The following is a 20,161-nucleotide window of genomic DNA, read 5'->3' as shown; positions in this document are numbered from 1 at the left end:
CCTCGAATGAGCACGCCACTGGACAAGGACTTCACCGCACCCCTGCTCAAGAGCGAGGCGAAGGGCGGCTGGACCTACGTGAAGATGCCGGGGTCGGCCGAGTTCTTCGGCACCAGGGGACTGGTCAAGATCCGGGGGACCATCGACGGGGAGCCGTTCGAGAGCTCCTTCATGGCCCTCGGGGACGGCACGCACAAGCTTCCGGTCAAGGCGGACCTGCGCCGGCGGATCGGCAAGGAGGAGGGCGACACCGTCACGGTGCACCTGTCCGAGCGCCTCGCCTAGGCGGGGTCGTCGAGGCCGCGCGCGGTGAGGGCCTCGCCGAGCAGGTCGGCGTACCGCAGCACGCCGACGACCAGGGGCACCGCGAAGGCCCGCACGTCCCAGCGCACCCCACGGGCCCGCTGCGCCTCGCGGACCCGGGCGGCCAGGTCGGCGATGATCGGCACGCTCCGCAGCGTCAGGGACAGCACCAGGGAGAGCCGGAAGGGGTCCACCCCCAGCCGGCGCAGCGGCCCGAACAGCCGCTCCAGCCCGGCCAGCAGCGCCGAGGTGCTGGTGGTCAGCGTGACCAGCCCGGCCAGCAGGACGGCCAGCACGATCCGCGAGACCGAGGTGAGCGCGGTGGGCAGGTCGGCGATCAGGACCTGCGTGCCGAACAGCACCAGCGCGAACCAGCGCAGCGGACGCACCTGCGCCCACGCCGCCCGCGGCCCCTGCCGGGCCAGGGCGTAGCAGGCCACGACCACGGCCAAGCCCGCGAGCGGGTGCACGAGGATGACCGCGCAGCCGACGGTCAGGCCGAGCAGCTTGGCCCAGACCGGCAGCCGGTGCACCACGGTGCCGGTGGAGCCGGCGGCGGCAACGGCGGTCATGTCATCAGCTCGCGGTAGCGCTTCAGGGCGGTGCGCGGCTCGTCGTCGGCGACGATCCGGCCGTCGTCGAGCACCAGCACCCGGTCGAAGTCCTCCAGCAGCGGCAGGTCGTGGCTGACCACGAGGAGCTGCTGCGGCAACTCCCGCAACACCTGGGCGATCCTGCGCGAGTGCCGCAGGTCGAGCAGGGTGGTCGGCTCGTCCATGACCAGGATGTCCGGTTCGAGGACCAGCACCGAGCACAGCGCGAGGAGCTGCTTCTGGCCGCCGGAGAGGTGGTGCGCGGGATGCTCGGCGTGACCGGCCAGCCCGTACTCCGCCAGCACCGCCCGCACCCGGCGGTCGAGCTCGGCGGCGGGCAGCTTGGCGCGGCGCAGGGAGAAGGCGACGTCCTCGGCGACGGTGGGCATGACGATCTGCGCGTCCGGATCGGCGAAGACGAAACCGACGCGGCGCCGGATCTTGGCGGCGGCCTTGGCGGTGTCCTCGCCCAGGACGGTGACCCGGCCCGAGGTGGGCAGGGCCAGGCCGTTGACCAGCCGGGCGAGGGTGCTCTTGCCGGAGCCGTTCGCGCCGACGACGCCGATGCGGCGCTCGGTGAGCGTGGCGGTGACTCCCTTGAGCACCTCGCGCTCGCCGAGCCGTACCCGGACCTCGCTCAGCTCGATCACTCACACCACCTCGAACAGCGCGGCGATCCCCATGCCGCCGCCCACCGCAGCCGTGGCCAGGCCCAGCGTGCCCGGCGCAGCCCCCGAGCGTACAAGGCGGCTGAACAACCTGGTGACGGCGACCGCGCCGCTGGCTCCCCACGGGTGGCCCAGCGCCAGGGCGCCGCCGCCGGTGCAGACCCGGCCGGGGTCGAGCTCCAGGGCGTCGGTCACGGCCAGCACCTGGGCGGCGAAGGCCTCCACGATCTCGACCGCGGCGAGGTCGGCGACGCCGAGGCCGGTCCGGTCCAGCAGCCGCCGTACGGCAGGCACCGGGCCCCAGCCGGGCAGCGCCGGGTCGCAGCCGACCACGGCCCCCGCGAGCAGCGCCAGCCCGGGCCGCCCGGCGCGCGCCGTCTCGGGGACCATGGCCACGGCCGCGGCTCCGTCGCTGATCGGCGAGGAGTTGCCGGCCGTCACCGTCCCGCCGGGCACGAACGCCCCCGGCAACCTGGCCAGCGACGCGGCACGCAGCACGCGCGGCCGCTGGTCGCGACTCAGCAGCGGCTCGCCGTTCCCGCGCGGATGCGGGTGGAGCGGGACGAGCTCGGCGGTGAAGTCGGTGGCCAGCGCGCGCTCGTGACTGTGGCGGGCGTAGTCGTCCTGGCGCTCGCGGCTGATCCCGCGTGCCTGGGCGAGTGCCTCGGCGGCCGGGCCCATGTCCGGGTCGGGGAAGCCCTCCGGCGCGAACGGGGCCCGTGGGTAGGGCGTGTCCGAGCCGCGGCGGAACCGGGCGGGGGCTGTGGAGGCGCTCTCCACCCCGCCGGCCAGCACCAGCCCGGCCTCACCGGCCCGGATCGCCTGCCCGGCCTGGAGGATCGCGGCCAGGCCGCTGCCGCACTGCCGGTCGACCGTGGCCCCCGGCACCTCCTCGCCGAGGCCGGCGGCCAGGGCGGAGACGCGGGCGAGGTTTCCGCCCGGGCCCATGCAGTTGCCCAGGATCACGTCGTCCACCGGCAGGCCGTAGGGCGCGCACTCCTCGGCGAGCACGCGCAGCACGGGGGCGGCCAGGTGGTGGGCGTCGAGGTCGCGGTAGGCGTGCCCGGCGGTCCCGATGGGCGTGCGCCGGGCCGCCAGGACGACGGGCCGGGTCATGCCAGCTTCCGCAACGCCGGGTCGCCGGTGGCGGCCAGCGCGCTCACCTGGCCCCGGGCCGGCTTGCCCGCCGGGGTGCGGGGGAGGGCGGGCATGGCGTACCAGAGGCGGGGCCGCTGGGCCGGGTCGAGCCCGGCGCGGGCGACGGCCTCCAGCTCGTCCCGTGCGGGCCGGCCTTCGACCACGGCGGTGACCACGGAGCCCAGCACCGGGTGCGGCGAGCCGACCACGACCACGTCGCGCACGCCGGGCGCCTCGCGCAGGACCGCCTCGACGTCCTCGGGCACCACGGTCGCGCCGCCGGTCTGGATCGCGCCGTCCCCCCGCCCCCGCACCCGCAACACCCCGCCGCCCGCCCGGCCGTCCGCGCGGCCGCCCGCCCCGCTCTCCGCTCCGTCGTCCGCGCGGTCGCCCGCCCCGCTGTCCGCCCGGCTGTCCGCCGGCCCGTCGTCCGGCCCGTCGTACGGCTCGGCGACGTCGCCGACGGACATCCAGCCGCGCTCGTCCACCCGCAGCGGCCCCGCCCCGTCGGCCAGGTAACCCTCCGACAACCACGGCGAACGCGCCCACACCTCGCCCAGCGGTCGCCCCCGCACCTCGATGTCCACCTCGGGAAAGGCCCGCAGCCCGGTCCCGTCGACGTCGACCGCGACGAAGGACAGCTCGGTGGCCCCGTAGTAGGCGAGCACCCGCAGCCCGGCGCGTTCGGCGGCGGCCCGGCTGCCGGCCGGCAGGGAGGCCCCGCCGACCAGCACGGTACGGAGCGGGCCGCCCGGCATGGCCTCCAGGAGCGCGGGCAGCGCGTGCGGGACGAGGTGCGCCACGGTGGCCTCACGCAGGTGCCCGGCGAGCGCGGCGGGCTGCCAGCGGCCGGGTACCAGGGCGGCCGCCCCGGCGGCGAGGGCGTGCACGGCGGCGAAGCCGAACAGGCTGGAGACCAGGGGCCCGGGGACCAGGACGGTGTCGGCGGAGGTCACCCCGGCCAGGCGGTCCACGTGCGGGAAGGACCCGGCCCACGAGGCCCGCGTGCGGACGACGGCACGGGGGCGGCCGGTGCTGCCCGAGCTGAAGCAGGCCCAGACCCGGTCGTCCGGGGCCGGGCGGGGGACGATCGGCGCGCCGGGGGTCTCGGCGAGCGGGGCGTCGAGCCGGCCGTCCACCGGGACGGCCTCCAGGATCCGCTCCCGCCGCGCGGCGTCCCACGACGGGTCGCACAGCAGCGGGGTCACCCCGGCCAGGTCCGCGGCCAGCGCCGCCACCAGCACCTCGACCGGGTCGGCCAGCGTCACCGCCAGCACCTTCGACCCGCCCAGGGAGCCGCGCCGGTCCCGCGTCGCCAGCAGCGTGCGGGCGGCGCCCTGGACCCGCGCCGCCAGCTCGCCGTAGCTGAGCGACCCCGACGGCCCGCGCAGGGCGAGCGCGTGGGGCCGGGCCGCGGCGTGCCGGAGGACCTGCGGGGCGACGGGCATCAGCGGTCCCTGCCCGGCGCCGCCGCCGGGTATGCGCGCCGTACGCCGTGGGCCACGAAGGCGGCGACCACGGCCTTGAGCAGGTCGCCGGGCAGGAAGGCGGAGCTGAGCAGCGCGGCCTTGCCCAGCGGCAGCCCGGCGACGAGCGCCTGGGCCGGGACGCCGAACAGGTAGACGACCCCGATCCCGCCCGCGGCACAGGCCAGGATCAACCGCGCGATCCCGGGCGCCTTCCCGCCGCGTTCGACGATCCAGCCGGTGACGAAGGCGCCGGGGATCCAGCCGAGCAGGAAGCCCACGGAGGGCCCGGCGAAGACGCCGAGCCCGCCCCGCCCGCCGGCCAGCAACGGCAGGCCGGCCGCGACCAGCAGGACCAGGACCAGAACGGCCAGCGCGCCCCGGCGGCTGCCGAGGATCGCGCCGGCCAGCATGACGCCGAGCGTCTGGAAGGTGAGGGGCACGGCGTTGCCGAAGAGGTTCAGCGAGCCGGGCAACCCGAGGGCGGCGATGAGCGCGGCGAAAGCGGCGACCCTGGCCAGGGTCGCCGCTCCGAGGGTGTTCTGCTTCTCAGTCACGGATCCGATTGCACCCTAGGCGAGGCCGGAAGGTGGTGGAGGTATCCGACAAACTTGCTCACGCCGCTCTGGCCAGTTCCTCTTGCTCGCGGGGCCGGGTCGGCCGGGCGAGCAGCCGCGGGCGCGGCAGGAACCGGGCCAGCACGGCGATCGCGAGGCCGAGCACGACGGCCAGGCCGAGCGCGGTGTGCAGCGAGGTGGCGTCGGACAGGAAGCCGATGACGACCGGGCCGAGCAGCAGCCCGGAGTAGCCCATGGCGCCCGCCTGGGCGATGGCCGGGCCGGGGTTGTCGGTGGCGTTGCCGGCCAGGGACAACGTCATCGGGGCGATGGTCGCCACGCCCATGCCGACGAAGAACATCGCCGAGACCGCGACGAGCGGGGTGCCCGCGGTGAGCACCAGGGTGAAGAACGCCGCCGTGGCCAGGCCGGACACGGTCATCAGGCCCTTGACGCCGAAGCGGGTGCGCAGCCGGTCGCCGGTGACCCGGGCCAGCAGCATGCCGGCCTCGAAGACCGGATAGCCCAGCGCGGCGACGGCCTCGGGGGCGCCGAGGGTGTCGCGCATGAACAGGCCGTTCCAGTCGGCGACGGTGCCCTCGACCATGAAGGCGAAGAACATGATCACGCCGAGCAGGTAGACGACCGGCGGCATGCGGCGCCGGGCGGCCCGCTCGCCCGCCTCGGCGGCGGTGGGCTTGCCGGGCAGGTAGGTGCGGCCGATCAGCACGATGAGCGGGAGCGAGACCAGCGCGACGATCGCCAGGTTGGCGGTCATCGACAGGCCGAGGGCGATGGAGAGCGAGCCGATCAGGCCGGCCGCCATCGCGCCGACGCACCAGCCGGCGTGCATGCCGTTCATCAGCGGCCTGCCGTACGCCTGCTCGACCGTGGAGCCCTGCGCGTTCATGGCCACGTCGACGATGCCGAAGGCCATGCCGAAGACGGCCGCGGCGGCGATCAGGATCGGCAGGTTGGGGGCGAAGGCGAGGCCGAGCATGGCCAGCGCGGTCAGCGGACCGCCGACGCGCAGGACCGCCTTGCTCCCGGCGCGGGCCATGATCCCGCGCATGGACTGCATGGTGATCAGCGCGCCCAGGCCCCAGGCGAGCAGGATCCCGCCCACCGCCGAGTCCGACAGGCCGAGCTTGTCGGTCATCGCGGGGATGCGCACGGTCATCGTGCCCACCATCAAGCCGGCCAGGACAAAGGTGAGGATCGCCCCATAGCGGGCGGTCCTCAGGGCGCGCGTCATCACGAACTCCTAGAGGTGTCTTGCGAAAGGAAGGTTTTTACGAAGCGAGCAGGCCGAGCAGGCGCTGCTCCAGCGCCACGAGCTCGGGCTCCGGATACATCGCCGGGTCGTGCGAGGCGACGTCCCAGAGCCCCTCGCAGGCCAGCCGGACCACCTGCGCGGTGATCGGGTCGGGCTCGGACTCCAGGCCCTCGCAGTGCCAGCGGGCCATGGCCTCGCGCAGCGGCGCGAGCAGGTAGAGGTTGCCCGAGGCGCCGGTGACCACGGCCCAGCGTCGCAGCCGGCCGGTGCGGATCGCGGCCATGGTGGCGGCCAGGTAGCGCTGGGTGTAGGTGTCACCGGGCTGCGCCGCCATGAGCTGGTCGAAATCGTCGATCAGCCGCTCGGCCATCGCCTTGATCAGGGCTTCTTTGGTTTTGAAGTGGTAGAGCAGGCCGCCCTTGCTCACGCCGGCGCGGTCGGCGACGGCGGCCAGGGTCAGCGCGTCCGAGCCCTGGTCGCAGAGGAGGGCCTCCGCGGCATCCAGCAACTCGTCTCTACGCATATCTCTACTGTACCGTCCGGACGGTACAGTAGCAAACGAGATACGCTGATCCGGTGACCGCATACCTTGATCACGCGGCGACCACGCCGATGTTGCCCGAGGCGATCGAGGCGATGACCGAGCAGCTCGGCCAGGTCGGCAACGCCTCCTCCCTGCACGCGGCCGGCCGGCATGCCCGCCGCGTGGTCGAGGAGTCGCGCGAGAGCATCGCCGAGGCGCTGGGCGCCCGGCCGAGCGAGGTCGTCTTCACCGGCGGCGGCACCGAGGCCGACAATCTGGCCGTGAAGGGCCTGTTCTGGGCACGAGCCCCGCGCCGGCGCGTCCTCATCAGCTCGGTCGAGCACCACGCCGTCCTCGACCCGGCCCGCTGGCTGGCCGACCACCAGGGCGCCGACCTGGAACTGCTCGACGTCGACGAGCAGGGCCGGGTGCATCCCGACACGCTGCGCGCCGCCATCGAACGCGACCCCGGCAGCGTGGCGATGGTCAGCGTCATGTGGGCCAACAACGAGGTCGGCACGATCCAGCCGGTCCACGTGCTGGGCGCCATCGCCCACGATCACGGCATCCCGTTCCACACCGACGCCGTCCAGGCGCTCGGCCAGCTCCCGGTCGACTTCGCCCGCTCCGGCGCCGACGCGCTCACCCTCACCGGCCACAAGATCGGCGGGCCGCTCGGCGTCGGCGCGTTGCTGCTGTCGCGCAAGCTCACCCCGCTGCCGGTCATCCACGGCGGCGGCCAGGAGCGCGACGTGCGCTCGGGCACCCTCGACACCCCGGCCATCGCCGGGCTCGCCGCCGCCGTCCGGGTGGCCGTGCGCACTCAGGAGGAGCAGTTCGCCCAGCTCACCGCGCTGCGCGACGACCTGATCACCCGCGTACGGCAGGCCGTCCCCGGCGTCGTCCTGAACGGCGACCCCGACAACCGGCTGCCCGGCAACGCGCACTTCTCCTTCCCCGGCTGCGAGGGGGACGCGCTGCTGATGCTGCTCGACGCCAAGGGCGTGGAGTGCTCGACCGGCTCGGCCTGCTCGGCGGGGGTGGCGCAGCCGTCGCACGTGCTGCTCGCGATGGGGGCGGACTCGTTGCGGGCCCGGGGATCGTTGCGCTTCAGCCTGGGCCACACCTCGACGCAGGCGGACGTGGACCGGCTGATCGAGGTGCTGCCCGCGGTCGTCGAACGTGCCCGCCGCGCGGGCATCAGCTAGCCGCCGTCCCGCGGGTTCAGTTCGGAAGCGGCGGGTTCAGCTCAGGAACGGGGAGACCGCGATCCAGCCCGGGTCGTGGTCGACCTCCACCTTGGCGCCGCCTTCCTTCCACCGCCCCGCCAGCTCCCGCGCCAGCTCGGCCGCACCCCCGGCGGGGTCGGCGTACAGGTGCGCCACCCGCAGCCCGTCCGCGCTCACGTGCGCGGCCAGCACGGCGTCGCCGCCCTTGGCGAGCTGCTTGGCGAGCTTGTCGTCGAACTCGCGCAGCGCCCGCTCGGAGGCCCCGGCCGGCAGCCCCTTCTCGTCGCGGTGCGTGTACGGCAGGGTGATCTCGATGTGCTGGTCGAAGAGCGGGTGGTCGACCGGCCGCAGCGGATAGCGGGCGGTGGCGACCAGCGCCGCCCCGCCGGCGGCCTGCCCCTCCAACATCACCCACTGCTCCTCGGCCCACTCGCCGGCCACGTCCGCCACCACCGCGGGCAGGTGCACCGCGGCGACGGCGTCGATCGGCTGGAAGGTGGCCGGGGTGATCTCGCCCACCCACCGGGCCACCTCGTCCTCGCCGAGCAGCCAGTCGAGGGCCAGCAGGGTGGCCTCCATCCGGGCGTCGGCGTCGAGGTCGGCGAAGAGCGGGTGGTAGGCCGAGATGTCCACCCGCGGCGTGCCGTGCGGCACCCGCAGCCCGAACATGAGCTGGTCGAAGGCGAAGTCGGCGCCGCCCACCTCGACGGTGAGTTCCATCACCCGCGGGTTGGCCTGCCGCGAGGGGAAGAACTCCCACATGAAGTCGCCCTGCGGCGCGGAGGCGGCCCAGCGGTGCGCCAGCGAGCGCAGCTCCGGATCGCCCGCGGCGGTGATCACCAGGGACTGCACCGCGTTGCGTCCCGGCCCGATCTCGGCTACCAGCCCCGGGTCGAGCGCCGCCACGGCGGGCGCCAGCAGCTCGGTGGCCCCCTGGGTGTCGCCCGCGGCGAGCAGGGTGTCGAGCTGGGGCCTGAGCTGGTCCCAGGTCACCCAGAACTCCGCGATGCGCTCACCGGACAGGCCCTCGGGCTCCTGCCCCTCATCGTCCTTGCGCCCGAACAGTCGCATACCGAAGTAGCCTAGTGGGGTTATGAGGCTTCGCGTGCTTGCCGCCATGTCGGGCGGCGTCGACTCCGCCGTGGCCGCCGCCAGGATCGCCGAGGCGGGCCACGACGTCACCGGTGTGCATCTGGCGTTGTCGGCCAATCCGCAATCACACCGCACCGGCGCCCGGGGCTGTTGCACGATCGAGGACTCGCGCGACGCCCGCCGGGCCGCCGACGTCATCGGCATCCCGTTCTACATCTGGGACATGGCCGAGCGCTTCCAGCGCGACGTGATCGAGGACTTCGTCGCCGAGTACGCCGCGGGCCGCACGCCCAACCCGTGCCTGCGCTGCAACGAGAAGATCAAGTTCGAGGCCGTGCTCGACCGGGCGCTGGCCCTGGGCTTCGACGCGGTCGCCACCGGCCATCACGCCAGGCTGGCCGACGGCGTGCTCAGCCGGAGCCCCGACCAGGCCAAGGACCAGTCCTACGTGCTCGGCGTGCTCACCCGCGAGCAACTGGCCCACGCCATCTTCCCGCTCGGCGACTCCACCAAGGCCGAGGTGCGCGAGGAGGCCGCCCGGCGCGGCCTGACCGTGGCCGACAAGCCGGACAGCCACGACATCTGCTTCATCGCCGACGGCGACACCCGCGGCTTCCTGGCCGAGCGGCTCGGCAGCGCCGAGGGCGCAATCGTCGACGAGGACGGCACCGTCCTCGGCAAGCACGAGGGCGCCTACGCCTACACCGTCGGCCAGCGCAAGGGTCTCCACCTCAACCGGCCCGCCGCCGACGGCCGTCCCCGCTACGTGCTGTCCATCGAGCCGGTCTCCAACACCGTGACCGTGGGGCCGCGCTCGTCGCTGGAGGTCACCACCATCACCGCGACCCGCCCGATCTGGAACGGCCCGGAGATCCGCGAGGGGCTCAGCGTGCAGTTGCGGGCCCACGGCGAGGTGTACGGCTGCCGCGTCGTCGACGGCGGCGACGAACTGGTCATCGAGCTCGACTCGCCGGCCAGGGGAGTGGCCGCCGGGCAGGCGGCCGTCCTCTACAGCGGCGACGTGGTGGTCGGCTCGGCCACCATCGCTAGCTCAGCGTGACCGACTCGCCGGTGGCCAGGCGGCGGATGTCGGTGCCCTGCCGCTCGGCCTCCATCCTCAGCCAGTTGTCCACCAGCCCGAGACCCGTGTCGTTGTAGAGCGCGTCGTGGGTGGAGTAGGCCCGGGCCGGCTTCACCTCACGCAGGTAGCCGATGGTCTCGGCCAGCCGCAGCCAGGGCGCTCCGGTCGGCGCCAGCAGCGTGCCGACGCTCGCCTCGGGCACGGTGAAGGCGTCGCCGGGGTAGAAGACCTCCTCCTCCACCAGGAAGCCGACGTTGTCCACGGCCGGCACGTCGGGGTGGTTGGCGGCGTGCCACTCGCCGAACACCCGTACGCCGAAGCCCGCGGCGTCGAAGGCGTCGCCGTGCCGTACGGTGTGGACGCGGGCGGCCAGGTCGGCGGCGGCCTCGGCCGCCACTCCCGCGCAGGTGTAGACCTCGGCGGTGGCCGGAAGGGTGAGCAGCTTCTCCCGGTCTGCGTGGTCGAAGTGACTGTGGGTGATCAGGACTACGTCGGCGCCGTCGAGCGCGGCGGCCTCGCTGAGCGTGCCCGGGTCGATGACCAGGACCTTGCCGTCCTTCTCGAGGCGGACGCAGGCGTGGCTGAACTTGGTGAGCTTCACCTTCCCGAGGATAATCCCGCCACATATGGAGAAGTTAGCGAGGCTTGTCGCGTTCGCTGTGCTCAGCGTGGTGATCGCCGCGGTCTACTTCGGGCTCGGCGCGCTCTCGGTGGACGGCCTGCTCGCCGCGCTGGTCGCCGGGGCGATCTTCCACCCGCTCCGGCTGCGGCTGCAGGACCTCGCCGACCGCCTCCTGCGGGTCGAACGCGACCCCTACCGGCTCGTCGACCGGCTGGCCCAGGGCGTGCAGCGGGCCGGCGACCCCGGCGAGGCCCTGGCCACCGGCGCCTCCACCGTACGGCAGGCGCTCCGGGCCGGCGGCGTGGCCGTGGAGGTCGCCGGGACGACCACGCTCACCGACGGCGAACTCGGCGCCGAGCGCTTCGAGACGGCCCTGGTCTGGCATGGCCGCCCGGTCGGCCGGCTGGTGGTCTCCGCCGAGTCGCCCGACCCGGCGCTGATGGAGATGCTCGCCCGCCACCTCGCCGAGGTGGCGCATGCCGTACAGCTCACCGGGGACCTGCGGCAGGCCCGCGAACGGCTCCTGGCCACCCGCGAGGAGGAACGCGCCCGGCTGATGAGCGTGCTGCGCGACGGCCTGGGCGCGACCCTCGTCTCGCTGCGCGAGCAGCTCAGGAACACGCCGGGGGCCGACGGCCTGGCCCGGGCGCGCGAGCGGCTCGCCGAGGCCGTCGCCGAGGTGCGCGACCTGGTCTACGGGCTGCACGCGAGCACCCCTGGGCTGGAGGACGAGCGCCGGCCCGCGCACCGGGTCGACCCCGAGCCCTGGCGGCCGGTGTCGCCGCGCCGCCGGCTGGTGGTGACGCTCGCCTGGGCCGGCGGGGTGCTGTCGCCGGCGGCCGTGCTGGCGTCGGTCTGGCTGGCGGCGGACAGCGACTACTCCGGCTGGCTGCAGCCGATCGACCCGATCGGGATGCTCTACCCGCTGGCCGGCGCCTTCCTGATCCACTACCGGCCGCGGCTGCTGGTGCCCTGGCTGCTCTGGGGCACCGGCGTGTCCTGGGCGCTGTACGAGTACTGCCACCTGCTGGCGCACTGGCTCTACAAGGTCGACCCGGGCAACCCGCTCTTCGTCCCGGCCGCCTGGGTGTCGATCTGGCTGTGGATGGTGCCGCTCAGCATCATGTCCGGCTATCTCCCGCTGTTCTTCCCCGACGCCCGGCTGCCCAGCCGCCGGTGGCGGCCGCTGGTGGTGGCGGTGACCGTGCTGTTCGTCGGGCACTCCACGCTGATGGCGGTGATGCCCGATCCGGAGCCGGAGATCGGGCTCCCGCTGGACAACCCGCTCGGCATCGAGGCGCTCGGCGAGCTGCCGTGGCTGGTCGAGACGTACATCGGCTGGGTCATGGTCCCGGTCTTCACGCTCTCCGTCGTCTCCCTGATCTTCCGCTACCGCTCCGCCGGCACCCGGGTGCAGCGGCAGATCGCCTGGTACATCGGCTCGATGGCGGTGTACATGGCCTGGTGGATCCTGCGCCTGCCGCTCGGCGAGGACATGGACCACCCGGCCGTGGTCGCCGTCCAGATGACGCTCAGCGGCGGCATCCCGCTGGCGATCGTCGCCGCCGTCCTCCGGCGCGGGTTCTACGGGATCCGCATCGTGGTCAACCGGACCCTCGTCTACGTCACGCTGGCCGCGCTGCTCGGATTCGGCTACCTGGTGCTCATCTGGGCCGGCAACCAGCTCGCCGAGGGCTTCGGGCCGCTGGCCGGGCTGGTCGCGGCGATGGCGGTGGCCGTGCTCTTCCACCCGGTACGGCTCCGCCTGCAAGGGTCGGTGGACCGCCTCATGGACGTCGAGCGCGACCCCTACCGGGCCGTGGACCGGCTCAGCCGTACCGTCCAGGAGGCGGGCGACCCCGCCGAGGCACTGGCCAGCGCGACCGCGGTGCTGCGCTGGGCGCTCGGCGCGCGCGGCGCGGGCGTCGAGGTGGACGGCGAGCTGTTCGTCGACGGCGCGCTGGGCGACCGGCCGCGCACGGTCGAGCTGTCCTGGCACGGCGAGCCGGTCGGCCGCCTGCTGCTGTCCGGACCCCGGCAGTACGGCCAGCAGCTCCAGGTGCTGGCCAGGCACCTGGCCGAGCTGGCCCACGCGGTACGGCTGGCCGAGGACCTCCGGCGCTCGCGCGAGCGCATCCGGGCCACCCGCGAGCAGGAACGCCGCCGGCTGGCCCGCGAGCTGCACGACGGGCTCGGGCCGGTGCTGACCGGCGTCATCCTCACCCTCGACGCGGCGCGCCGCGACCCGGACCAGGCGGCCGGCCTGCTCGCCCGGGTGGACGCCGACCTGGGCACGACCGTCGTGTCGGTGCGCGAGCTGGTCGCCGGGCTGCGGCCGGCCGTCCTGGACGACCTCGGGCTGGCCGGGGCGCTGCGGGAGGCGGCCTCGTTGCCCGGGGTCCGGGTGGAGCTGGAGGTGGAGCCGGGGGCGATCCCGCCGCCGGTGGAGCTGGCGGCCTACCGGATCGTGCTGGAGGCGCTGACCAACGTGCGGCGGCACGCCCGGGCCGGGTGGGCCTGCGCGCGGGTGCTGCGGGAGGGGGCGGCGTTGCGGGTGGAGGTGCTCGACGACGGGATCGGGCTGGCGGAGGGCGTGACGGCCGGGGTGGGGCTCACCTCGATGCACGAGCGGGCGGCCGAGGTGGGCGGGACCTGCCACGTCGCCGCCCGGCCCGGCGGCGGCACGTCGGTAGCGGCTTTCCTCCCCCTCCAGGCGGAGTCCGGCGCGGAGGCCGGCGCGGAGGCCGGCGCGGAGTCCGGCGCGGAGGCCGGCGTGGAGGCCGGCTCGGCGGGTGGGCCGGGGTCCGGGGCGTTGCAGGCGGAGGCGGGTTCCGCGGCGGGGCCGCTCTAGGCTGGGGGCATGTTCTCTTCCACCGGCGTGGGCTCGCATCCCGGCACCGACCACCTGGAGGCGGCCCGGGTCGTCTTCGGCGAGGCGCCCGGCCTGCCGTACCTGCCCGAACTGCCCGCCCGCGGCGTCGGCGCGGACCTGATCGGCCGCACCGCCGCCCTGCTGGTGGACCTGCCGGCGGAAGTGCAGCCGTCCGGCTGGCGGCTGACCGGCCGCCCCGGACGCGACCACCGGCGGGCCGCCGACCACCTCGCCCGCGACCTCGACGGGCTGGAGGAGGTCGGCCACGCCTACGAGGGGCCGCTGAAACTCCAGGTCGCCGGCCCCTGGACGCTGGCCGCCGCGATCGAGCTGCCGCACGGCGACAAGATCCTCGCCGACGCGGGAGCCGTACGCGACCTGGTGGCCTCCCTGGCCCAGGGCGTGAGCGAGCACGTCGCCACGGTCCGGCGGCGGCTGCCCGGGGTGACCGAGATCGTGCTCCAGCTCGACGAGCCCTCGCTGCCCGGCGTGCTGGCCGGCACCGTGCCCACCGCCTCCGGTTTCGGACGGCTGGCCGCGGTCGAGCCGTGGGCGGCCACCCAGGCGCTGCAGTCCTTCGACGCGCCGCTCGTGCACTGCTGCGCGCCCGAGGTCCCGGTCGATCTGCTGCGTACGGCAGGCGCGCGCGGCATCTCCCTGGACCTGACGCTCCTGCGGCGGCGCGACGAGGAGGCGCTCGGCGAGGCGGTCGAGGCCGGTCTGACGCTCTTCCTCGGCGTGGTGCCCGGCACCGACACCCGGCTCCCCGGCCCCGCGGCCATCGCCCGGCCGGCGCTGGAGCTGTGGCGGCGGCTCGGCTTCGATCCCGCGCAGGTGGCCTCCCAGGTCGTCCTCACCCCGTCCTGCGGGCTGGCCGGAGCCTCCCCGGCGTACGCGCGCAAGGCCCTGGAGGCCGTCCGGGCGGCGGCCAAGGTGCTGGTGGACGACCCGGCCGCCGAGCTCAGCGGGCAGCACGGAGGTTAAAGCCGTGGTCGTGGCCGGGGGATTGGGCGGTGAACCCGGCGGGGCTCGGAGATAGTTTTCTCCTATGAGTAGCGAGGTCTCCGGCGTCCCGGTCGACGCGATGAAGCGCCATGCCGAGCTCAGCGAGCAGGTGGAGGACGCGCGCTGGCGGTACTACGTGCTCGACCAGCCGACGGTGAGCGACGCGCAGTTCGACGCGTGGTTCAACGAGCTGCTGGCCCTGGAGCGGGCCCATCCGTCGCTGGCCACCCCCGACTCGCCCACCCAGAAGGTGGGCGCGCCGGTCTCGGGCGACTTCGCCAAGGTCGAGCACCTGGCCCGGATGGAGTCGCTGGACAACGCCTTCGACGCCGAGGGCATGGCCGCCTGGATCGGGCGCGCCGAGCGGCTGGCCGAGGGGGATGCCGGGCCGTACCTGTGCGAGCTCAAGATCGACGGGCTGGCCGTGGCGCTGGTCTACCGCGACGGCCGGCTCGAACGCGGCGCCACGCGCGGCGACGGGGTCACCGGTGACGACGTCACGCCGAACGTCCGCACCATCCACGGCATCCCGCACCGCCTCACCGGCGACGACGTGCCCAGCCTGGTCGAGATCCGCGGCGAGGTCTACATCCCGGTCGAGAGCTTCAAGCAGCTCAACGAGCAGCTCGTCGGCGAGGGCAAGCCGCCCTTCGCCAACCCGCGCAACGCCGCCGCCGGCACCCTGCGGCAGAAGGACCCGCGGATCACCGCCCAGCGTCCGCTGCGCATGCTGGTCCACGGCATCGGCGTCTGGCAGGGCTCCGCCGCGCCGCCGCAGCGCCAGTCGGAGGTCTACGACCTGCTGCGCTCCTGGGGGCTGCCGGTCAGCGACCTCTACCAGGTGGTGCCCGGCCTCGACGAGATCAACTCCTACATCAGGCACTACGAGGAGCACCGGCACGACCCGGCCTACGAGATCGACGGCGTCGTCGTCAAGGTCGACCGCTTCCAGGTGCAGCGCGAGCTCGGCTCCACCTCGCGGGCTCCACGCTGGGCCATCGCGTTCAAGTACCCGCCCGAGGAGGTCAACACCAAGCTCCTCGACATCCAGGTCGGCGTCGGCCGCACCGGGCGGGTCACTCCCTTCGCCGTCATGGAGCCCGTCGTCGTCGCCGGCTCCACCGTCGAGCGCGCCACCCTCCACAACGCCGCCATCGTGGTCAAGAAGGGCGTGCTCATTGGGGACACGGTCGTCCTGCGCAAGGCCGGCGACGTCATCCCCGAGATCGTCGGCCCGGTCGCCGCGTTGCGCGACGGCAGCGAGCGCGAGTTCGTCATGCCCACCCACTGCCCCGAGTGCGGCACCGAGCTGGCCTACGAGAAGGAGGGCGACGCCGACCTGCGCTGCCCCAACGCCCGCGCGTGCCCGGCCCAGATCCGTGAGCGCCTCTACTTCGCCTCCGGCCGCTACGCCCTCGACATCGACGGCCTCGGGTACGTCGCCGCCACCGCGCTGACCCAGCCCGTCCCGCCGCAGGAACCCGCCGTCCGCACCGAGGCCGACCTGTTCGACCTCACCCTCGACAAGATCACACCCATCCGCTCGGTCGTCCGGGACCAGGAGAGCGGGCTGCCCAAGCCCGACCCCAAGACCGGCGAGCCCAAGGTCGTCTCCCTCTTCGCCAACCTCGGCGGCGGGCCCTCGCAGCTCGCGCTCAAGCTCATGGACGAGCTGGAGCGGGCCAAGCAGGTCGACCTCTGGCGGGTCCTCGTCGCCCTCTCCATCCGGCACATCGGCCCGCCCACCGCCCGGGCCCTGGCCAACGCCATGCGCGACATCGACACGATCATGAACGCCTCCGAGGCCGAACTCGCCGCCGTCGAAGGCATCGGCCCCCGCGTCGCGGCCACCATCCGCGAGTGGTTCGAGGTCGACTGGCACCGGGAGATCATCACCCGCTGGAAGGCCGCCGGCGTCCGCATGGCCGACGCCCCCGCGCCCGAGAAGGGTCCCCAGACCTTGGAGGGGCTCACCTTCGTCGTCACCGGCTCCCTGACCGACTTCACCCGCGACTCCGCCGCCGAAGCCCTCACCAGCCGTGGCGGCAAGGTCTCCTCTTCGGTGTCCAAGAAGACGTCCTTCCTGGTGATGGGGGAGAACGCCGGCTCCAAGTACGACAAGGCCGTCTCCCTCGGCGTGCCCATCCTCGACGAGGCGGGCTTCCACATCCTCCTCACCCAGGGCCCCGACGCCGCCACCCAAGCCGCCGTCACCGACCAACCCTGACGTGGTTCCACCCATCGCCTTTTGACGGCTCCCCGTCGCCCTGGGGCCCGCCCTCCTTCGGGCCCCGAGGTGGCTGCCTGGATCAGGCGTCGCCGAGCACCTCGTCCAGCTCGGTGGCCGTCGCGGCCCGGGTCAGCCAGACCTTGAGCTGATCGACCTCCTTGCAGGCCATCACGGTGGCGCACTGCTCCTCACTGAGGACAAACCCGCGCACCTCCAGCAGGGTGAGCACCGACTCCGCGAGACCCTCGGCCTTGCCTTCCTCCTTTCCTTCGGCCCTGCCCTCAGCCTTGCCCTTGGCGCGGCCTTGGGCTTCCCAGCGGCGGGTGAACTCGTTGTCGATGAGCTCGAACGTCACTGCCATCTGCTTCTCCAGTTCCTCTCGGATGGGCCCCGGCAGGCAGGCTGCCAGGTATGAGTAGTACAGCGGCCCCCTCTCATCACTCATGGTGACAAGAGTTCGCGCCACCGCGAGGGAGTCCTCGAGATTCGGCCGGGCGACGGCGGCGAGGGTGGCCATTTCGGGGGAGGCGAGCACGTCCTCGGCCTCCACCATGTGCAGCAGCCGCTCCGGCCCGACGACCACGGGGCGGAGGATCAGGCAGGAGTGGTCGGGCTGGAAAGCCTGGTCGTAACCTGCGGCGACGGCGGGTTCCGGGCAGATGACGACGAGGATGACCGGCTGCTCCCGCCGCCCCATGAGGGTGCCGACGTAGGAGCACCACCGCCACCACTTGGCCGCGTCGTACTTGAGCTGCACCTCGACGATCACATACAGCCGGCGGCCGTCGCCCTGGGGGATCGAGACCGAGGTGACCGAGTCGGCGGCCCGTTCGGTGGGCTGGATCGAGTTGAGCTCGATCGTCTCGACCCGGACGTCGCCGTACTCCGAGGTGTCCACCCCGAGCGCGACGGCGAGCAGTTCGAGGACGAAAGCCGGCCGCCGATGGATCATGTCGAGGGGGATCTCGTGCCGGACACCTGGCGACATGGCACACCTCCTTCCTTTCTGTGGTGGATCATTTACTGACGGTGGCCAAATTTAGCCGATCGCGAGTTCGATTACCGAGCGTTCGCTCGAAAGGAAAAACGCATACGAAATCCGCAGTTGCGCACACTGTTCCGTGTGCGTACAGTGTGCGCAAGACGAGCACGACGTTCACGACTTCCCGAAAGGTCCCCCATGAACCCCCGCGATCCCCGCCGCTGGCTGATCCTGATCGTGTTGTGCCTGAGCACCCTGGTCCTGGTGATCGACAACATGGTGCTGACGGTCGCCATCCCGCCCCTGGCCGCCGATCTCGGGGCGGACGCGCAGGACGTCCAATGGATCATCGACTCCTACATCCTGGTCTTCGCCGGCCTCCTGCTGACCGCGGGCAGCCTCTCCGACCGGTACGGCAGGCGAAAGGTGATGGTGATCGGCCTGGTGCTGTTCGGCCTGTCCTCCCTGGCCGCCACCTACGCCGCCTCCCCGGAGATGCTGATCGCCGCCAGAGCGGTGATGGGCATCGGCGGCGCGTTGATCATGCCGAGCACGCTCTCGATCCTGATCACCGTCTTCGACGAGCAGGAGCGCCGGAAGGCGATGGGCGCCTGGAGTGCGGTGGCGACGGTGGGCTTCGTCGGCGGCCCGGTGCTGGGCGGCGCGCTGATCGGGTGGTTCTGGTGGGGCGCGGTGTTCCTGATCAACGTCCCGGTCACCGTCCTGGCCGTGATCGCCGCGCTGGTGCTGATGCCGGAGTCCAAGGGCCCGCAGGTCAAGGCCGACCCGCTGGGCGCGGTGCTGTCGGCGGTGGGCATGACCGCGCTGGTCTGGACGATCATCGAGCTGCCGCACGGCCTGTCGGTGCCCGCGCTCGCCCTGGCCGTGGCCGCGCTGGCCGGGTTCGTGGTGTGGGAGCTGCGCACGCCGTACCCGATGGTGCCCCTGCGCCTGTTCCGCGACCGCACCTTCAGCGGCGCGAGCTTCTCCCTGACGCTGGTGCAGATCGGCAACGGCGGGCTGCTGCTGGTGCTGACCCAGTTCCTGCAGTACGTGCTCGGCTACAGCGCCACCCAGGCCGGCCTGGCGTTCATCCCGATGGCGGTGGCCTCGCTGCTGTTCAACGGGCTCGGCGCGACGCTGGGCGCGCGGGTCGGCAACCGGGCGATGATCGCCACCGGTCTGGTCGTGTCCGCCGTGGGATTCGGGCTGATGGCCTCGCTCTCGGCCGACGCCGGGTTCGTGCTGCCGGCCATCGCGCTGTTCGTGCTGGGCGCGGGCGGCGGCCTGGCGATGCCGTCGGCGATCGCCGCGCTGATGGGCACCGTCCCGCAAGAGCACGCCGGGGTCGGCTCGGCGCTCAACGACACCATCCAGCAGGCCGGCGCGGCCCTGGGCGTCGCGGTGCTGGGCAGCCTGCTGGCGAGCAACTACGCCGCCGCGCTCCCGGCTGAGGCTCCCGAGCAGGCCAGGCGCTCGATCGGCGACGCGATCGCCCTGGGCGACCCCGGCCTCGCGCAGGCCGCCCGGGAGGCCTTCACCTCCGGGATGTCCGGCGCGTTCGTGATCAGCGCGGTCGCCGTGCTGGCCGCGGCGGTCCTGGCCGTCGTGGTCATCCGCGACCGCAGGCCCGCCCCGGCTGACCAGCCGGAAAACCGGTTGGCGGCGCACGAGACGGCCTGAATAATGCCCGGGTGTTCACTGATGACGACGCGGCCGAGCTCTACGACCGGCTGAACCCCTGGGACCCCGCCGCCTGGCCGAGCGACGCCTTCTACGACGCCCTGGTGGCCGCCGCCGACTCCGTTCTGGACGTCGGCTGCGGCACCGGGGCGATGTTGCGTCTGGCCCGGGCCGGCGGGCACACCGGCCGCCTGGTGGGGATCGACCCGGACGCCTCGGCCCTGGCCCGGGCGCGGAGCCGTACGGACATCGAATGGGTGCACGGGGTGGCCGCGGACGTGCGGTGGGACGCGGAGTTCGCCCTGGCCACCATGGTCAGCCACGCCTTCCAGTGCCTGGTGACCGACGCGGAGGTGCGCGCCTCGCTCGCCGCCGTGCGGCGGGCGTTGCGGCCCGGCGGCGTGTTCGCCTTCGAGACCCGCCACCCGCAGGCCCGGGCCTGGGAGTCCTGGAACCCGGAGAACGGCTCGGAGGTGGTCGACGGCCGGGGCCGCAAGCTCTGGGTCGAGCACCGGGTGGAGCAGGTGGACGGCGACGTGGTGACCTTCACCGAGACGACCAGCGTGGAGGGCGAGGTGGCCCGGGTCGACCGCACCAGCCTGCGCTTCATGGACGTGGCCACGCTCAACGGCTTCCTGGCCGAGGCCGGGTTCGAGGTCGAGGCGCAGTACGGCGACTGGCGGCGCGGCCCGATCACCGAGGAGAGCCGCGAGATCGTCACGCTGGCCAGGCGGCCCTGACGAACCCCGCAAACCCTGCCTCATCCGCCCCACCACTCCCAATCCTTCGTAGAAAGTGACGGAACGTACGCGACTGGTTTCGCGAAGTGGAGCAAAGGCCGT

Annotated in this window: 18 protein-coding genes; 8 read left to right on the top strand and 10 right to left on the bottom strand. The window is 73.6% G+C overall.

Annotated elements, in window-relative coordinates:
* Positions 1-6: 6 nt before the first annotated feature.
* A complete protein-coding gene (locus AB0I67_RS22165; RefSeq protein ID WP_357926524.1) occupies positions 7-285 on the top strand; it encodes a DUF1905 domain-containing protein in 279 nt (92 codons plus the stop codon).
* Here AB0I67_RS22165 and AB0I67_RS22160 read toward each other — a convergent pair.
* Genes AB0I67_RS22160 through AB0I67_RS22130 form a run of 7 tightly spaced genes read right to left on the bottom strand, consistent with a single transcriptional unit; the run spans position 282 to position 6,523 of the window.
* Positions 282-875: an energy-coupling factor transporter transmembrane protein EcfT gene (locus AB0I67_RS22160; protein WP_357926521.1), complete on the bottom strand. Its 594-nt coding sequence runs from the start codon at positions 873-875 to the stop codon at positions 282-284. The genes AB0I67_RS22165 and AB0I67_RS22160 overlap by 4 nt on opposite strands.
* The gene (locus AB0I67_RS22155; RefSeq protein WP_357926519.1) at positions 872-1,546 is read right to left on the bottom strand and encodes an ABC transporter ATP-binding protein; all 675 of its coding nucleotides are present in this window, start codon (positions 1,544-1,546) and stop codon (positions 872-874) included. The genes AB0I67_RS22160 and AB0I67_RS22155 overlap by 4 nt, the downstream gene beginning before the upstream one ends.
* Positions 1,547-2,680 (bottom strand): thiolase family protein, encoded by a 1,134-nt coding sequence (locus AB0I67_RS22150; RefSeq protein ID WP_357926517.1) that lies wholly within the window; start codon positions 2,678-2,680, stop codon positions 1,547-1,549.
* Positions 2,677-4,149 carry an AMP-binding protein gene (locus AB0I67_RS22145; protein ID WP_357926515.1) on the bottom strand — a complete coding sequence of 491 codons (1,473 nt, stop codon included), beginning with the start codon at positions 4,147-4,149 and terminating at the stop codon, positions 2,677-2,679. The genes AB0I67_RS22150 and AB0I67_RS22145 overlap by 4 nt, the downstream gene beginning before the upstream one ends.
* On the bottom strand, positions 4,149-4,724 hold the full coding sequence (locus AB0I67_RS22140; protein WP_357926512.1) for a biotin transporter BioY: 576 nt from the start codon (positions 4,722-4,724) through the stop codon (positions 4,149-4,151). Before AB0I67_RS22140 ends, AB0I67_RS22145 begins: the two co-directional genes overlap by 1 nt.
* 58 nt (positions 4,725-4,782) lie before the next feature.
* Positions 4,783-5,979 (bottom strand): MFS transporter, encoded by a 1,197-nt coding sequence (locus tag AB0I67_RS22135; protein WP_357926510.1) that lies wholly within the window; start codon positions 5,977-5,979, stop codon positions 4,783-4,785.
* Between the two features lie 37 nt (positions 5,980-6,016).
* Entirely contained in the window at positions 6,017-6,523 is a 507-nt protein-coding gene (locus tag AB0I67_RS22130; RefSeq protein WP_357926507.1) for a TetR/AcrR family transcriptional regulator, read from the bottom strand.
* 53 nt (positions 6,524-6,576) lie between these two features.
* On the opposite strand from AB0I67_RS22130, the gene AB0I67_RS22125 reads away from it, so the two are divergent.
* The gene (locus AB0I67_RS22125) at positions 6,577-7,731 is read left to right on the top strand and encodes a cysteine desulfurase family protein (protein ID WP_357926504.1); all 1,155 of its coding nucleotides are present in this window, start codon (positions 6,577-6,579) and stop codon (positions 7,729-7,731) included.
* A gap of 36 nt (positions 7,732-7,767) precedes the next feature.
* Here AB0I67_RS22125 and AB0I67_RS22120 read toward each other — a convergent pair whose 3' ends face one another.
* Positions 7,768-8,823, bottom strand: coding sequence for a DUF695 domain-containing protein (locus AB0I67_RS22120; protein WP_357926501.1), 1,056 nt, complete (start codon positions 8,821-8,823; stop codon positions 7,768-7,770).
* 22 nt (positions 8,824-8,845) lie between these two features.
* On the opposite strand from AB0I67_RS22120, the gene mnmA reads away from it, so the two are divergent.
* Positions 8,846-9,904 carry a tRNA 2-thiouridine(34) synthase MnmA gene (mnmA, locus tag AB0I67_RS22115; protein ID WP_357926499.1) on the top strand — a complete coding sequence of 353 codons (1,059 nt, stop codon included), beginning with the start codon at positions 8,846-8,848 and terminating at the stop codon, positions 9,902-9,904.
* Here mnmA and AB0I67_RS22110 read toward each other — a convergent pair.
* Positions 9,891-10,526 (bottom strand): MBL fold metallo-hydrolase, encoded by a 636-nt coding sequence (locus AB0I67_RS22110; protein WP_357926497.1) that lies wholly within the window; start codon positions 10,524-10,526, stop codon positions 9,891-9,893. The genes mnmA and AB0I67_RS22110 overlap by 14 nt on opposite strands.
* Positions 10,527-10,551: 25 nt before the next feature.
* On the opposite strand from AB0I67_RS22110, the gene AB0I67_RS22105 reads away from it, so the two are divergent.
* From AB0I67_RS22105 to ligA, 3 genes are all read left to right on the top strand, one after another.
* A complete protein-coding gene (locus AB0I67_RS22105) occupies positions 10,552-13,398 on the top strand; it encodes a histidine kinase (RefSeq protein WP_357926494.1) in 2,847 nt (948 codons plus the stop codon).
* Between the two features lie 9 nt (positions 13,399-13,407).
* A complete protein-coding gene (locus AB0I67_RS22100; protein WP_357926492.1) occupies positions 13,408-14,403 on the top strand; it encodes a methionine synthase in 996 nt (331 codons plus the stop codon).
* A 64-nt stretch (positions 14,404-14,467) separates the two neighbouring features.
* Positions 14,468-16,651, top strand: coding sequence for an NAD-dependent DNA ligase LigA (gene ligA, locus AB0I67_RS22095; RefSeq protein WP_357926490.1), 2,184 nt, complete (start codon positions 14,468-14,470; stop codon positions 16,649-16,651).
* Between the two features lie 82 nt (positions 16,652-16,733).
* Here ligA and AB0I67_RS22090 read toward each other — a convergent pair whose 3' ends face one another.
* On the bottom strand, positions 16,734-17,642 hold the full coding sequence (locus tag AB0I67_RS22090; RefSeq protein ID WP_357926488.1) for a hypothetical protein: 909 nt from the start codon (positions 17,640-17,642) through the stop codon (positions 16,734-16,736).
* A 192-nt stretch (positions 17,643-17,834) separates the two neighbouring features.
* Between AB0I67_RS22090 and AB0I67_RS22085 the strand changes: the two genes are divergently transcribed.
* Both AB0I67_RS22085 and AB0I67_RS22080 read left to right on the top strand, forming a co-directional pair.
* Complete coding sequence (locus AB0I67_RS22085) at positions 17,835-19,319, top strand: MFS transporter (protein WP_357926486.1); 1,485 nt, start codon at positions 17,835-17,837, stop codon at positions 19,317-19,319.
* Between the two features lie 11 nt (positions 19,320-19,330).
* Positions 19,331-20,059 (top strand): class I SAM-dependent methyltransferase, encoded by a 729-nt coding sequence (locus AB0I67_RS22080; RefSeq protein WP_357926484.1) that lies wholly within the window; start codon positions 19,331-19,333, stop codon positions 20,057-20,059.
* The last annotated feature ends 102 nt before the right edge of the window (positions 20,060-20,161 follow it).

The sequence above is a fragment of the Nonomuraea sp. NPDC050310 genome, from assembly GCF_040655795.1.
GTDB lineage: Bacteria > Actinomycetota > Actinomycetes > Streptosporangiales > Streptosporangiaceae > Nonomuraea.
Note: the sequence above shows the minus strand (reverse complement) of the source record. Positions and strands in the feature narration are given on the sequence as shown.

Excerpts from the sequence above, each read along its gene's own strand:
- AB0I67_RS22165 (WP_357926524.1), top strand. The coding sequence starts at position 7 with ATGAGCACGCCACTGGACAAGGACTTCACCGCACCCCTGCTCAAGAGC.
- AB0I67_RS22150 (WP_357926517.1), bottom strand. The coding sequence starts at position 2,680 with ATGACCCGGCCCGTCGTCCTGGCGGCCCGGCGCACGCCCATCGGGACC.
- AB0I67_RS22130 (WP_357926507.1), bottom strand. The coding sequence starts at position 6,523 with ATGCGTAGAGACGAGTTGCTGGATGCCGCGGAGGCCCTCCTCTGCGAC.
- AB0I67_RS22160 (WP_357926521.1), bottom strand. The coding sequence starts at position 875 with ATGACCGCCGTTGCCGCCGCCGGCTCCACCGGCACCGTGGTGCACCGG.
- mnmA (WP_357926499.1), top strand. The coding sequence starts at position 8,846 with ATGAGGCTTCGCGTGCTTGCCGCCATGTCGGGCGGCGTCGACTCCGCC.
- AB0I67_RS22105 (WP_357926494.1), top strand. The coding sequence starts at position 10,552 with ATGGAGAAGTTAGCGAGGCTTGTCGCGTTCGCTGTGCTCAGCGTGGTG.
- ligA (WP_357926490.1), top strand. The coding sequence starts at position 14,468 with ATGAGTAGCGAGGTCTCCGGCGTCCCGGTCGACGCGATGAAGCGCCAT.
- AB0I67_RS22120 (WP_357926501.1), bottom strand. The coding sequence starts at position 8,823 with ATGCGACTGTTCGGGCGCAAGGACGATGAGGGGCAGGAGCCCGAGGGC.
- AB0I67_RS22100 (WP_357926492.1), top strand. The coding sequence starts at position 13,408 with ATGTTCTCTTCCACCGGCGTGGGCTCGCATCCCGGCACCGACCACCTG.
- AB0I67_RS22085 (WP_357926486.1), top strand. The coding sequence starts at position 17,835 with ATGAACCCCCGCGATCCCCGCCGCTGGCTGATCCTGATCGTGTTGTGC.
- AB0I67_RS22090 (WP_357926488.1), bottom strand. The coding sequence starts at position 17,642 with ATGTCGCCAGGTGTCCGGCACGAGATCCCCCTCGACATGATCCATCGG.
- AB0I67_RS22145 (WP_357926515.1), bottom strand. The coding sequence starts at position 4,149 with ATGCCCGTCGCCCCGCAGGTCCTCCGGCACGCCGCGGCCCGGCCCCAC.
- AB0I67_RS22135 (WP_357926510.1), bottom strand. The coding sequence starts at position 5,979 with ATGACGCGCGCCCTGAGGACCGCCCGCTATGGGGCGATCCTCACCTTT.